Raw genomic sequence first — 12973 nt, 5'->3', positions numbered from 1 at the left:
GCAGGGCGGGCCCGTGCCACGGGGGCGTGGGGTGGCCACACCGAGGTGGTCACCCCGCGGGTCGGCCCGGAGCGGGCCCGGGCGGCCAGGACCCGTGCCAGCGGCGCCTGCCGCCCCACGTTCATCGACGGCTCGCAGCCGCCGGAACAGGTGGCCCGGGCGGTGCTGGCGCAGCTCGACGGGTGAGCGTTCGGAGATGGCCTAGGCTGGCCGGCCGGAGGTGGTGACGGGTGCGGCAGGCGACCGCCATGGCGAACGCGGCGGGACTGGTGGCGGGCTACGCTCTGGACTCGCTGCTCGGTGACCCCCGCCGGTGGCATCCGGTGGCCGGGTTCGGCCGGGTCGCGGGTGCCCTGGAGCAGCGGATGTACCGGCCCGACCGGGTGGCCGGGGCGGCGTTCACGGCGCTCGCCGTCGGGGCCCCGGTGCTGCTCGGCGTCGCCGGTGCCGTCGCCACCCGGCACCGGCCACTGGCCCGGGCCGCGCTGACCGCCGTCGGCACCTGGACGGTGCTGGGCGGCCGTACCCTGCGCCACGAGTCCCGGGTGATGGGGCGGGCACTGCGCGCCGGTGACCTGCCCGCCGCCCGGGGCCGCCTCAACCACCTCTGCGGCCGGGACCCGTCCACGCTCGACGAGGCGGAACTGGCCCGGGCCACCGTCGAGTCGGTCGCCGAGAACACCTCCGACGCGGTCGTCGCGCCGCTGGTCTGGGGTGCCGTGGCCGGGCTGCCCGGCCTGCTCGGCTACCGCGCCGCCAACACGCTCGACGCGATGGTCGGCCACCGCTCACCCCGGTACGCCCGCTTCGGCACCCCGGCCGCCCGCCTCGACGACCTGCTCAACCTGGTGCCGGCCCGGCTGACCGGGCTGCTCACCGTCGCCGTCGCGCCGGCCGCGCACGGGGACCGCCGGGCGGCCTGGCAGGTCTTCCGCCGGGACCGCGACGACCACCCGAGCCCCAACGCCGGTCAGTGCGAGGCGGCGATGGCCGGCGCGCTCGGCGTGCGCCTCGGTGGGCGCAACGTCTACTTCGGCCGCTCGGAGACCCGCCCGTTCCTCGGCGACGGGCCCCGGCCCGAGGCCCGGCACCTGAAGCGGGCCGCCCGGATCTCCGGCGCGGTCGGCCTGGCCGCCCTCGGCCTCGCGGCGGCGTACCCGGTGACGGTGGGCCGCCTCGCCGGTGCGGTCGGCCGGGCCGCGCTGCGGGCGGGACGGGGGAGCAACCGGTGAGCGGGGGCCTGCTGGTCGCCGGCACCACCTCCGACGCCGGCAAGAGCGTGCTCACCGCCGGCATCTGCCGCTGGCTGCACCGGCGCGGGGTGCGGGTGGCGCCGTTCAAGGCGCAGAACATGTCCAACAACTCGGCCGTGGTGGTCGGGCCGGACGGGCGGGGCGGCGAGATCGGTCGGGCCCAGGCGATGCAGGCCGCCGCCTGCGGGCTCGATCCGGACCTGCGCTTCAACCCGGTGCTGCTCAAGCCGGGCAGCGACCACGCCAGCCAGGTGGTGCTGCTCGGCGAGGCGGTCGACACGGTCACCGCCGGCAACTTCCGCCAGTTGCGTCCCCGCCTCGCCGCGACCGCGTACGCGGCGCTGGCCGAGCTGCGCGCGGAGTACGACGCGGTGATCTGCGAGGGCGCCGGCAGCCCCGCCGAGATCAACCTGCGCGACGGGGACTACGTGAACATGGGGCTGGCGCGGCACGCCGGCCTGCCTGCCATCGTGGTCGGCGACATCGACCGGGGCGGGGTGTTCGCCTCGATGTTCGGCACGGTCGCCCTGCTCGACCCGGCCGACCAGGCGCTCGTCGCCGGCTTCGTGATCAACAAGTTCCGGGGTGACCTCGGTCTGCTCCGGCCCGGGCTGGACATGCTGGGTCAGGTCACCGGTCGCCCCACGTACGGGGTGCTGCCCTGGGCGCTGGACCTCTGGCTGGACGCCGAGGACTCGCTCGCGTACGGGCGGGTGCTGGGCCGGCCGGCCGCGCCGCGCGGGACGGACTGGCTCGACGTGGCGGTCGTCCGGCTGCCCCGGATCAGCAACGCCACCGACGTCGAGGCGCTGGCCACCGAGCCGGGCGTGCGGGTGCGGCTCACCGTCGAGCCCGCCGAACTGGCCGCCGCCGACCTCGTCGTGCTCCCCGGTTCCAAGTCGACCGTTGCCGACCTGGCGTGGCTGCGCGAGACCGGCCTGGCCGACGCCGTGACGGAGCACGCCGCCGCCGGCCGGCCGCTGCTCGGTATCTGCGGCGGGTTCCAGATGCTCTCCCGGGCGATCCACGATCCGGTGGAGAGCCGGCAGGGCAGCGTCCCCGGGCTGGGCCTGCTGCCCGTCGAGATCACCTTCGACCCGCGCAAGACGGTCCGCCGCGCCAGCGGCACCGCCGAGGGCGGTGTCCCGGTCCACGGCTACGAGATCCACCACGGTCAGGTCTCCGCCGCCGACCCGGACCTGTCGCCGCTGCTGCGCTATCCGGACGGCACCGGGGAGGGGGCCCGGCTGGGCGCGGTGCACGGTACGCACTGGCACGGCGCGTTCGAGTCCGACGGGTTCCGCCGCCGGTTCCTCACCGAGGCCGCCCGGCTGGCCGGCCGGACCGGCTTCACGGTCGCCCCGGACACCGAGTTCGCCGCCGCTCGCGAGCGGACCCTGGATCTCCTCGGTGACCTGGTCGAGGAGCACCTCGACACCGACGCCCTGTGGCGACTGGTCGAGTCCGGCCCACCGGCCGGCCTGCCCTTCGTCCCGCCCGGCGCACCACGACCGGCCGTCCCGCACCAGCCCGAGCCGGCCGGCACGGCCGGATAGCGCGCCCGGCGGCCCGATGATGCCCGGCGGCCCGATGATGCCCGGCGGCCCGGCGATGCCCGGCGGCCCAGCGCCGCCCGGCGGTCAGGGGCGCCCGGCGGTCGGGGGCGCGGTCCGTGGCTCGGGGGCGGACGTCGGCCGGCCCGGCAGGTGGTGCCGGGAGGCCGTGGGTCAGGGGCGGACGTCGGCCGGGCGGTCGGACATCGGCAGTCCGGCCTCCCGCCAGCCCTGCACGCCGCCGATCATGTCGGTGGCCCGCCGCAGGCCCAGCGCCTGGAGGCTGGCGGCGGCCAGGCTGGAGCTGTAGCCGTGGCGGCAGACCACCACGATCTCGCGGTCGTACCCGGTGGCCTCCGGGATGCGCCAGGCGCTCGCCGGGTCCAGCCGCCACTCCAGCACGGTGCGGTCGATGACGACCGCCCCCGGCAGCTCGCCCTGCTCCCGCCGGTGCGCCTCGGTACGCGTGTCGACCAGCAGGGCGCCGTTGCGGACCGCCTCGACGGTGTCGTGCGGGGTGAGCCGGCGCAGTCCGGCCCGGGCCTGTTCCAGCAGGGCGTCGACGCCCGGACTCATCACGTCATGGAGCACCACCCGATGATGCCGTCCGGGCGGTGCCCGTGCCCGGTGAACGGCCTGCTGGGCCGGAGGATCCAGCGGACGGGGGAACGGTTAGCGTCGGGCGGGTGACGGTGGCGGTGGTCGAGGCGTACGCCGGACTGGCCCGCGCGGTGCTGGCCGGGCCGGCGCGGTTGGGGCGTACCCGACTGGTGGCCGTCGACGGGCCGAGCGGCGCGGGCAAGAGCGTGTTCGCCACGCGCCTCGCGGACGCCTTCGCCGCACTGCCCGGCGGCGGGCGACCACCGTTGGTGCACACCGACGACCTGCTCGACGGCTGGGACGACCAGCTCGCCTTCTGGTCCCGGTTGGAGGAGTGGGTGCTCGGCCCGGTCCGGGCCGGCCGGTCGGGAGCCTACCGCCGGTACAGCTGGGTGCGACGGTGCTTCCTGGACCGCCCGGTGCCGGTGCCGGCGGGTCCGGTGCTGATCATCGAGGGGGTGAGCGCGGCGCGGGCGGTGGTCCGGCCGGAGCTGACCCGGTCGGTCTTCGTCACCGCGCCGGCGGACCTGCGGCTGACCCGCGCGGTCGCCCGGGACGGCGCGGAGATCCTGCCGGAGCTGCGCCGCTGGCACGCGGGGGAGCGGGCGCACTTCGCCGCCGACCGCACCGAGGCGGCGGTGGACCTGGTGGTCGACGGCGCGCCCGACGTCCCGCACGACCCGGGGCGGTACTACGTGCGCCGCCCCGGACCCGGGCTCCGGCCGTGCCGCCGGTAAGGCCGGCATACGATGCCGGTCATGACCACACCGATCATGTCCGAGTCCGAGGTGCGGGCCGCCGTCGAGCGTGAACTGCCCGGAGTCCGTGCCGACCTCGAACGCCTCGTCCGGATCCCGGGCATCGCCTTCGAGGGGTTCGACCACTCGCACGTCGAGCGCTCCGCCGAGGCGGTGGCCGAGCTGCTGCGCGGCTGCGGCCTCGACACCCGGATCGTGCGCTCCGGCGGCCAGCCGGCCGTGATCGGGACGAAGCCGGCCCCGCCCGGCGCGCCCACCGTGCTGATGTACGCCCACCACGACGTCCAGCCGGTCGGTGACCTCTCGCTCTGGGAGTCCGACCCGTTCGAGCCGGTGGAGCGGGACGGCCGCCTCTACGGGCGGGGCGCGGCCGACGACAAGGCCGGCATCATGGCGCACGTCGCCGCGCTGCGCGCCTTCGGTGACCGGCTCCCGGTCGGCGTCGTCCTCTTCATCGAGGGCGAGGAGGAGTACGGCTCGGACTCGCTGGAGCGGCTGCTCGCCGAGCACCGCGAGGACCTGGCCTCCGACGTCATCGTGATCGCCGACTCCACCAACTGGGACGTCGGCGTGCCGGCCCTGACCACCTCGCTGCGCGGCATCGTCAACTGCTTCGTCGAGGTGCGCACCCTGGACCACGCCGTGCACAGCGGCATGTTCGGCGGGGCGGTGCCGGACGCGCTCACCGCCCTGGTGAAGCTGCTCGGCACCCTGCACGACGACGCCGGGAACGTCACCGTGGACGGGCTGGTCGGCCGGGAGGGGGCCAGCGTCGACTACCCGGAGGACCGGTTCCGGACCGAGGCCGGCCTGGTCGAGGGCGCCGAGCTGTTCGGCAGCGGCCGGATCACCGACCGGCTCTGGACCAAGCCCGCGCTGGCCATCCTCGGCGTGGACGCCCCGGCCACCGGCGAGGCGCCGAACGCGCTGGTCCCGTCCGCGAAGGCGAAGCTGAGCGTGCGGCTCGCGCCGGGCGACGACCCGAAGAAGGCGTACGCGGCGCTCACCGCCCACCTGGAGCGGCACGCGCCGTGGGGCGCGCGGGTGACGGTGACCTTCGAGCACGACGGCGCGCCCTGCGTCATCGACGCCACCGGCCCGATGTTCGACGCGGCGCGGGCGGCGTTCCGGGGGGCCTGGGACGGCACCGACCCGGTGGACATCGGCGTCGGTGGTTCGATCCCGTTCATCGCCACCTTCCAGGAGATGTTCCCGCAGGCCGCGATCCTGGTGACCGGCGTGGAGGACCCGCACGCCCGGGCCCACGGCCCGAACGAGAGCCTGCACCTGGGGGAGTTCGCCCGGGTCTGCCTGGCCGAGGCGCTGCTGTTGGCGAAGGTCGCCGAGGCGGGCGCGAACCGCGCCTGACCCACCCCCTTCGGGTGCGTTTCTCGTCGCTCCGGCGACCAGGAACGCACCCGAACCGGCGGCGGTCCGCGCTTCGGTGCCGCTGACGGGCCGAGCCGACGCGGGTGGCGGCAGGAGCCGCCGGCGGCGGTCCGGCGGGACGGCCGGTGTCGAAACCGTAACTTCGGGGTGGATGTCGCAGTTTGCGGTGTGTCGGCCGGCGGGGTGTTATAGCCTCTCGAACATGCGTACGAACGACGAGATGGCGCGGCTCCAGGCCGCTGTCAGTGCCCTGGGGGACGTCGATGTCTCCGCGTGGTCCGAGGACACGCTCAAGGAACAGCTCGGCGAGCTCTCCGCCGCGCTGGTCACGCTCGACATGCTGCTGACCCGGGTCGCCGACGAGGTCCGCGCGCGCGGCCTGCGCATCGAGGAGCCGGTCTCGGCCTGACCGGCCGTCGGCCCGGGATGCCGTGCGGTGTCGGGGGTGGCTGGCAGGATGAGTGCCGTGCGGTTCCTCGACCTGGCGGCCACCTCCGCCGCAGTGGGCGCGACCAGCGGCCGGCGGGCCAAGGTGGAGCTGCTCGCCGCGGCCCTGCGCTCGCTCGACCCCGACGAGGTCCCGGCCGGCGCCGGCTACCTCGCCGGTGAGCTGAGGCAACGGCAGACCGGGGTGGGCTGGGCCGGCCTGCGTGACCTGCCCCCACCGGCGGACGAGCCGACGCTGACCGTGGGTGGCGTCGACGCGGCCGTGGCGGAGATCGCCGCGGTGAGTGGCGCCGGTTCCCAGGCCCGTCGGCGGGAGCTGGTGGGCCGGCTCTTCGCCGCCGCCACCGCCGACGAGCAGCGGCTGCTGCGCGGGCTGTTCAGCGGTGAGCTGCGCCAGGGCGCCCAGGCCGGCCTGCTCGCCGACGCGGTGGCCCGGGCCGCCGAGGTGCCGGTGACGGCCGTCCGGCGGGCCCTGCTGCTCGCCGGTGACCTGCGCGCGGTGGCGGTGGCCGCGCTCTCCGGCGGCGCGGCGGCGCTGGCCGGGTTCGGGCTCCAGGTGGGCCGCCCGCTCGCGCCGATGCTGGCGCAGAGCGCCCCCACGGTCGACGAGGCCCTCACCGCCACCGGCACGCCGGCGGTGGTCGACGTCAAGCTCGACGGCATCCGGATCCAGGTGCACCGCTCCGGGCAGGAGATCGCGGTCTTCACCCGCAGCCTCGACGACATCACCGGCCGGCTGCCCGAGGTGGTGGCCGCGGTCCGCGCGCTGCCCGCCCGGGAGTTGGTGCTCGACGGCGAGGCCATCGGGCTGGACGCCACCGGCCGCCCGCTGCCCTTCCAGGAGACGTCCAGCCGGGCCGCCCGACGCACCACGCCCAGCACCACCGGCGGCACGCCGGTCGCCCCGGCCGTGCTGGCCGCCGCGCAGCGCACCGGCGAGACCGTGCTGACGCCGTACTTCTTCGATCTGCTGCACCTCGACGGCACCGACCTGATCGACCTGCCGGGGCGGGAGCGGTGGGCGGCCCTGGCCGGGGCGGTCGACCCGACCCTGCTGGTCGGCCGGGTGGAGGTGGACGACCCCGGGGAGGCGGGCGCGGCCTTCGCCGCGGCGATCGACGCCGGCCAGGAGGGGGTGGTGGTGAAGGACCCGGCCGCGCCCTACGACGCGGGGCGGCGCGGTTCGGCCTGGGTCAAGGTGAAGCCCCGGCACACCCTCGACCTGGTGGTGCTGGCGGTCGAGTGGGGCAGCGGCCGGCGGCAGGGCTGGCTCTCCAACCTGCACCTGGGCGCCCGTGACCCGGGCACCGGCGAGTTCGTCATGCTCGGCAAGACGTTCAAGGGGCTCACCGACGAGCTGCTCCGCTGGCAGACCGAGCGGTTCCTCGGCTTGGCCGTGGAGAAGGGCGACTGGGTGGTCCGGGTCCGGCCGGAGCAGGTGGTCGAGATCGCGTTCGACGGGGTGCAGACCAGCAGCCGCTATCCGGGCGGCATGGCGCTGCGCTTCGCCCGGGTGGTGCGTTACCGGGACGACAAGACCGCCGCCGAGGCGGACACCGTCGACGCGGTGCGGGCCATCCACGAGGGCCGGGTCACCGGCTGACGCCTGGTCCCGGCGCGCTCAGGTGGTCGCTGGAGAAACGGGCTCGGCGGCCCGGTCGGTGGGCGTACGCGGCCCGTCGAGTCCGGCCATCCGGCGCGCCTCGCGACGGGCCACCCAGCCGTAGCCGACCAGGCTCATCCCGGCGAAGAGCCACCACTGGACCACGTACCCGAAGTTCTGCCAGTTGTTGGTGTGCCCGATCGGCACCGCCTGGAACGCCGGGTCGGCGGCCGGGGTCTGCTGGTCGAGCAGCACGTAGCCGCCGGCCACCGGGTAGGGCAGTTGCCTGGCGAGCCGGGGGATGCTGATCCGGCGGGTCTCCAGCTTGCCCGCGCGCCGGTCGACCGTGCCGCCGCCGCTCTCGCTCGCCACCACCCGGCCGGTGACGGTGACCTCACCGGTCGGTGCCGCCGGGACCTGCGGCTGGACGGTGGCGCCCCCGCCCGGCGCGGGCGGGATCCAGCCCCGGTCCACCAGCACGGCGGTGCCGTCGGCGAGGACCAGCGGGGTGAGCACCTCGAAGCCGACGTCGCGGTCGGCCGTCCGGCCCCGGACCAGGACCACGTTCGCGGTGTCGTACCGGCCGGTGGCCGTCACCTTCGTCCAGGTGACCCGGTCGGCGGGGGCCGGCCCGGCGGTGCCGGGACCGCCGGTCGGGGCGGGCAGCGCGTCGCGCAGCGGCGCGGGGCGCATGGTCGAGCCGGCGTCGATCCGCTCGTTGACCTCGGTCCGGCCCCGGTAGCGGTCGAGCTGCCAGTTGCCGAGGAACACCATCACCGCGGCGGCGACCAGGGTCAGCGCGAGATAGCCCAGCCAGCGCGGGGTCAGCAGGAACCGGTACACGTTTGCCAAGGCTACCCGTGTGAGCCGGGCCACCGGCCCGCGCCGGGCCGTTCCGGGCGTGCCGCGCCCGCCCGGACCGGGTGGGAGCAGCCCGCGGAACTCCACCGATCGGTGGCCGCCGCGCGTCGGCGCGGGCGGGTATGGTCACGCGGTCGGAGGCCACCCCACCCCAGGAGTCGATGATGACCGTCGTGCCGCGGATCGTGCTCAGCGCGCCCTCCTCGGGGCACGGCACCGGTGCCCTCGCGCTCGGCCTGCTCGCCGCGCTCGCCGACCGTGGCCTGGACGTGGCCGGCAGCAAGATCGGCCCCGATCAGGTGGACGCGGCCTACCTGGGCCTCGCCGCCGGTCGGCCGGGGCGCAACCTGGATCCCCGGCTGGTCGGTCCGGACCGGGTCGCGCCGCTCTTCGCGCACGGCGCGGCCGGGGCGGACTTCGCGCTGGTGCAGGGCACCCTGGGGCTCTACGACTCGATCGCCGGCCGGCCGGAGACCGAGTCGACCGCCGCGGTCGCCACCGCGCTGCGCAGCCCGGTGGTGCTGGTGGTGGACGTGGCCGCGATGGGCCAGTCGGTGGCCGCCCTGGTGCACGGCTTCCGGGCGTACGACGAGCAGCTCTGGCTGGGCGGGGTGATCCTGAACCGGGTGGCCTCGCCCCGGCACGAGGCGATGCTGCGCGAGGCGCTCGACGACGTCGGGGTGCCGGTCTACGGGGCGCTGCGCCGGCACGAGCTGCCCCCGGTGCTGCCGGCCCGCCGGCACGGGGTGGTGCCGGTGGTCCAGCGCGACGGCGAGGCGCTGCGCGCGGTGCGCCGGCTCGGCGAGGCGGTCGCCGCCACCGTCGACCTGGACCGGCTGCTGGTGCTGGCCCGCTCGGCCCCGGAACTGACCGCCGAGCCGTGGTCACCGGCCCCGGCTGCCGACCCGCCGGCGGGGGAGCGGCCGGTGGTCGCGCTGGCCGGCGGGCCGGGCGGCAGCTACAGCCACCCGGAGACCGCCGAGCTGCTGCGCGCCGCCGGGGCCGAGGTGGTCACCGTCGACCCGCTGCGCGACGAGGCGCTGCCCGCGGGCACCCGGGCGCTGGTCGTCGGGGGCGGGCTCCCGGAGACGTACGCGGACCGCCTCTCCGCCAACCGCCGGCTCTGCATCGCGGTGGCCGAGCTGGCCCGCGCCGGCCGGCCCGTGGTGGCCGAGGGGGCGGGCCTGCTGTGGCTGGCCCGGGAGCTGGACGGGCTGCCCATGTGCGGGGTTCTGGACGCGATCGGGGCCAGCCGGGACGGCCTGGTGGTCGGCTACCGGGAGGCGACGGCCCAGAGCGACAGCGTGGTGGCCCGGGCCGGCGAGACCGTACGCGGGCACAAGCAGCACGCCGCCGTGCTCACGCCCCGGGCGGGTGAGCGGGCGGCCTGGACCTGGGACGGCGGCACCCCCGAGGGCTTCGTGTGGCGGGGCGTGCACGCCTCGCAACTCGTGCCGCACTGGGCCGCGTACCCGCAGATCGCGGCCCGGCTGGTCGCGGCGGCCGTGGCCCCGGCGGAGGCCCCGGCGTGATCGGGCAGGTGGCGGTGCGCCGCTTCCCGACGCTGACCGTCTCCACCCCGCGCACCGAGGTACGCCCGCTGGTGGCCGACGACGCCGAGGCGGTCGACGAGGTGTTCGCCGACCGGCAGACCCAGCGGTGGCTGCCGCTGGCGGACCCGAGCGGGCAGATCGACGGCCGGGCCTGGTGCGTGGAGCTGGCCCGGCAGCGCCGGGACAGTGGCGACGGCGACCACTACGGTCTGGTCCGCCGGGAGGACCAGCGGGTGGTGGGCTGCCTCTGGACCCGCCGCACCGACTGGGGCGCCAGGCTGACCGAGGTCTCCTACGCGCTCGCCCCGCACGCCCGGGGCTTCGGGCTGGCCGCCGAGGCGGTGGACGCGGTGGCCATCGCGCTGCTGCTGGAGCACGGCTTCCACCGGGTCGAGCTGCGGGTGGCCCCCGGTAACGTGGCGTCCCGCCGGGTGGCCGAGAAGGCCGGCTTCAGCTACGAGGGGCTGCTCCGCAACGCCGGCTTCGTCCGTGGCGCCCGCGTCGACCTGGAGCTGTGGTCCTTCGTCGCCGCCGACCTCCGCTGACTGTCCCTCCCCCCACCCCCCGGGTCCCGCCCGTCCCGCCGCCCGCCGGCCAAGTAGTTGATCAAGAGGTTTGCGTCGGGAATCGCGTGCTCCCGCGCGCAAACCTCTTGATCAACTAGCCCGGGCGCACCCCCGGGCGGTTCCGGGCCCCTCAGCCGACGATCTGGTCGGAGGGTGGGGTGAACTGGCGGGTGGGTTGGCCCTTGAGGCCGTCGCGCAGGGTCATCGCCACCGCGTTCACCGGGATCTGGGACTGTCCGTCGCCGACCGCGTTGAACGGGTTGTCCGGATCGGCGATGAAGCTCGCCGCCGCCAGCTCCGGGGTGAAGCCGACGAACCAGGCGGACCGGGTGCTGTCCGTGGTGCCCGTCTTGCCGGCCACCGGGCGGCCCACCGTGCCCCGGACGCTGTCCGCGGTCGACCAGCCGCCGCAGGTCCCCCGGGCCGGGGTGTCGCCGGTCGGGCAGCGGGCCGCGTCGGTGGCCGCTCGGGCCGCGTCCGCGTTCACCACCTGCCGGCAGCGCGGCTTGGCGATCTCCCGCTGCACCCCGCCGGGCGTGGTGTACGTGGCCGGCGTGCCGTCCCGGTTCATGATCGAGTTCACCGGGATCGCCTCGCAGTACCGGCCGTCGGCGGCGATCGCCGCGTACGCGTTCGCCATCTCCAGTGGGGTGGCGTCGGAGACCCCCAGGGTGAACGCGCCCCACTTCTTCGCCTTGCCCGGTGACGCCTGCTCCTTGTCCACGTCGGTGCGCCAGCGCAGCCCGAGCTGCTCGGCCAGGCGCACCCCGGCGTCCGCGCCGATCCGCTCCTCCAACTGCACGAAGTAGGTGTTCACCGACTTGCCGAAGCCGGACCACATGGTCTGCACGCCGGTCATCGCGCCGCTGGCGTTCGACGGCGCCCAGCCGTCGTAGACCGAGGACTTGTAGGTGTACGGCGAGTTGAACGAGGTGGAGAGCGGCATGCCCGAGTTGAGCGCGGCGAGCATCGGGAACATCTTGAACGTCGAACCGGCCTGGTAGCCGGGGAGCGTGCCCCCGCCGAGCAGCGGCGCGACCGTGTTCGGATAGTTCGCCTTGACCTTGGGGCCGGCCTCCGGATTCGAGCTGGGCCCGTTCTCGCTCAGGTCGAGCGAGTAGTTCCGGTTGACCGCCATCGCCTTGATCCGCCCGGTGCCCGGTTCGGCGACGACGATCCCGTTGGCGAACGGACTGCCGGTGTTGTCCTTGGCGCCGACGTTCTTCTCGGCCGCCGCCTGGATCTTGGGATCGATGCTGAGCACGATCCGGTAGCCGCCCCGGCGCAGCTTGTCCATCCGTTCCAGCCGGTTCTCGCCGAACGCGGGCTGCGCGCTCCACCAGTTCTTCAGGTAGTCGCAGGCGAAGCCCCAGGTGCGGTACTGGGTGTCGATCGACGCGCAGTCGTTGGGCGGCGTGGTCAACTTCAGCTTGATCGGCTGGCTCTTCGCCTGGGCGGCCGCGTCCGGCGACAGGTAACCGAGGCGGGCCATGTTGTCGAGCACGTAGTTGCGCCGGGCGGTGGCGTCCTTCTGGTCGGAGGTGATCGGGTCGTACTCCGACGGGGACTTGACCAGGCCGGCGAGGGTGGCCGCCTCGACCGGGCTGAGGGTGGCCGGGGTCTTGGAGAAGAAGATCTGCGAGGCCGCGTAGATCCCGTACGCCCGGTGGCCGAAGTACGCCGAGTTGAGGTAGCGCTCCAGGATCTGCTCCTTGCTGAGCTGCTTCTCGATGTCCAGCGCCATGCGCATCTCCTTGACCTTGCGCAGGCTGGTCTGCTGGGTGGCCTCCTGGACCTCCTTGGGCGTGCTGGCGCTGTCCCGCAGCGCCATCCGGACGTACTGCATCGTCAGCGTCGAGGCGCCCTGGGAGACGCCGCCGGAGCGGGCGTTGGAGACGAAGGCGCGGGCCACGCCCTTCGGGTCGACGCCGTGGTGCTGGTAGAAGCGGTTGTCCTCGGCGGCGACGATCGCCTGCTGGATGTTCGGCGACATCTCGTCGATCTTGGTGTACTGCCGGTACTCCTCGTAGAACATGGTCAGCACGGTCTTGCCGTCGGGCGCGTAGACGTACGAGGTCTCGGCGGGCAGTGAGGTCTTCAGGATGCTCGTCTTCTGCTCCACGGCGTGCGCGGTGACCTTGGCGCCGATGCCGGTGACGGCGGCGAGCGGGTACGCCGCGGCGGCGACCACGATGCCGGCGATCAGCCCGGCGCGGAGGAGGGGAACGGCACGACCAGCGGAGGCAAGGGGTCGGTTGCTCACGAGGTCAAGCTATGACATTTCCGATTCGGAAATGAGAAGAATTCATAAACGGGTGAGCGGGTCGGGGGGTGGTGACGCGGCCCACGCCGGGATCCGCTGTCCCGGGCGGCGGCTTCCCGGCAGGATC

General features: G+C 75.3%; 11 protein-coding genes and 1 pseudogene. 9 read left to right on the top strand and 3 right to left on the bottom strand.

Annotated features, from left to right (window positions below):
- Positions 1 to 45: 45 nt before the first annotated feature.
- The 3 genes from GA0070611_RS31120 to GA0070611_RS16540 are packed head-to-tail and all read left to right on the top strand — an operon-like array spanning position 46 to position 2809.
- Complete coding sequence (locus tag GA0070611_RS31120) at positions 46 to 186, top strand: hypothetical protein (protein ID WP_157740335.1); 141 nt, start codon at positions 46 to 48, stop codon at positions 184 to 186.
- A 44-nt stretch (positions 187 to 230) separates the two neighbouring features.
- A complete protein-coding gene (locus GA0070611_RS16545; protein ID WP_091665171.1) occupies positions 231 to 1232 on the top strand; it encodes a cobalamin biosynthesis protein in 1002 nt (333 codons plus the stop codon).
- Positions 1229 to 2809 (top strand): cobyric acid synthase, encoded by a 1581-nt coding sequence (locus GA0070611_RS16540; protein WP_091665168.1) that lies wholly within the window; start codon positions 1229 to 1231, stop codon positions 2807 to 2809. Before GA0070611_RS16545 ends, GA0070611_RS16540 begins: the two co-directional genes overlap by 4 nt.
- 171 nt (positions 2810 to 2980) lie before the next feature.
- On the opposite strand, the gene GA0070611_RS16535 is transcribed toward GA0070611_RS16540, so the two are convergent.
- Positions 2981 to 3382 (bottom strand): rhodanese-like domain-containing protein, encoded by a 402-nt coding sequence (locus tag GA0070611_RS16535; RefSeq protein WP_091673026.1) that lies wholly within the window; start codon positions 3380 to 3382, stop codon positions 2981 to 2983.
- A 6-nt stretch (positions 3383 to 3388) separates the two neighbouring features.
- On the opposite strand from GA0070611_RS16535, the pseudogene GA0070611_RS16530 reads away from it, so the two are divergent.
- The 4 genes and pseudogenes from GA0070611_RS16530 to GA0070611_RS16515 all read left to right on the top strand — a co-directional run bounded on the left by GA0070611_RS16530 (position 3389) and on the right by GA0070611_RS16515 (position 7603).
- Positions 3389 to 4217, top strand: a pseudogene (locus tag GA0070611_RS16530) (uridine kinase family protein).
- Positions 4180 to 5532: a dipeptidase gene (locus tag GA0070611_RS16525; protein ID WP_197676010.1), complete on the top strand. Its 1353-nt coding sequence runs from the start codon at positions 4180 to 4182 to the stop codon at positions 5530 to 5532. The pseudogene GA0070611_RS16530 and the gene GA0070611_RS16525 overlap by 38 nt, the downstream one beginning before the upstream one ends.
- A 223-nt stretch (positions 5533 to 5755) precedes the next feature.
- On the top strand, positions 5756 to 5962 hold the full coding sequence (locus GA0070611_RS16520; protein ID WP_091665164.1) for a hypothetical protein: 207 nt from the start codon (positions 5756 to 5758) through the stop codon (positions 5960 to 5962).
- A 48-nt stretch (positions 5963 to 6010) separates the two neighbouring features.
- Positions 6011 to 7603, top strand: coding sequence for an ATP-dependent DNA ligase (locus GA0070611_RS16515; RefSeq protein ID WP_231921145.1), 1593 nt, complete (start codon positions 6011 to 6013; stop codon positions 7601 to 7603).
- An 18-nt stretch (positions 7604 to 7621) separates the two neighbouring features.
- On the opposite strand, the gene GA0070611_RS16510 is transcribed toward GA0070611_RS16515, so the two are convergent.
- On the bottom strand, positions 7622 to 8446 hold the full coding sequence (locus GA0070611_RS16510) for an SURF1 family cytochrome oxidase biogenesis protein (protein WP_091665159.1): 825 nt from the start codon (positions 8444 to 8446) through the stop codon (positions 7622 to 7624).
- Between the two features lie 182 nt (positions 8447 to 8628).
- Here GA0070611_RS16510 and GA0070611_RS16505 point away from each other — a divergent pair, with 182 nt between their 5' ends.
- Complete coding sequence (locus GA0070611_RS16505; RefSeq protein WP_091673024.1) at positions 8629 to 9996, top strand: cobyrinate a,c-diamide synthase; 1368 nt, start codon at positions 8629 to 8631, stop codon at positions 9994 to 9996.
- Positions 9993 to 10562 (top strand): GNAT family N-acetyltransferase, encoded by a 570-nt coding sequence (locus GA0070611_RS16500; RefSeq protein WP_091665156.1) that lies wholly within the window; start codon positions 9993 to 9995, stop codon positions 10560 to 10562. The genes GA0070611_RS16505 and GA0070611_RS16500 overlap by 4 nt, the downstream gene beginning before the upstream one ends.
- A gap of 151 nt (positions 10563 to 10713) precedes the next feature.
- Here GA0070611_RS16500 and GA0070611_RS16495 read toward each other — a convergent pair whose 3' ends face one another.
- A complete protein-coding gene (locus GA0070611_RS16495; protein ID WP_091665153.1) occupies positions 10714 to 12846 on the bottom strand; it encodes a transglycosylase domain-containing protein in 2133 nt (710 codons plus the stop codon).
- Between the last annotated feature and the right edge of the window lie 127 nt (positions 12847 to 12973).

It is taken from the genome of Micromonospora auratinigra (assembly GCF_900089595.1).
GTDB lineage: Bacteria > Actinomycetota > Actinomycetes > Mycobacteriales > Micromonosporaceae > Micromonospora > Micromonospora auratinigra.
The sequence above is the reverse complement of the archived record's forward strand: the minus strand, read 5'-3'. Positions and strand labels throughout refer to the sequence as shown.

Excerpts from the sequence above, each read along its gene's own strand:
- GA0070611_RS16505 (WP_091673024.1), top strand. The coding sequence starts at position 8,629 with ATGACCGTCGTGCCGCGGATCGTGCTCAGCGCGCCCTCCTCGGGGCAC.
- GA0070611_RS16515 (WP_231921145.1), top strand. The coding sequence starts at position 6,011 with ATGAGTGCCGTGCGGTTCCTCGACCTGGCGGCCACCTCCGCCGCAGTG.
- GA0070611_RS16525 (WP_197676010.1), top strand. The coding sequence starts at position 4,180 with ATGTCCGAGTCCGAGGTGCGGGCCGCCGTCGAGCGTGAACTGCCCGGA.
- GA0070611_RS16520 (WP_091665164.1), top strand. The coding sequence starts at position 5,756 with ATGCGTACGAACGACGAGATGGCGCGGCTCCAGGCCGCTGTCAGTGCC.
- GA0070611_RS16535 (WP_091673026.1), bottom strand. The coding sequence starts at position 3,382 with ATGAGTCCGGGCGTCGACGCCCTGCTGGAACAGGCCCGGGCCGGACTG.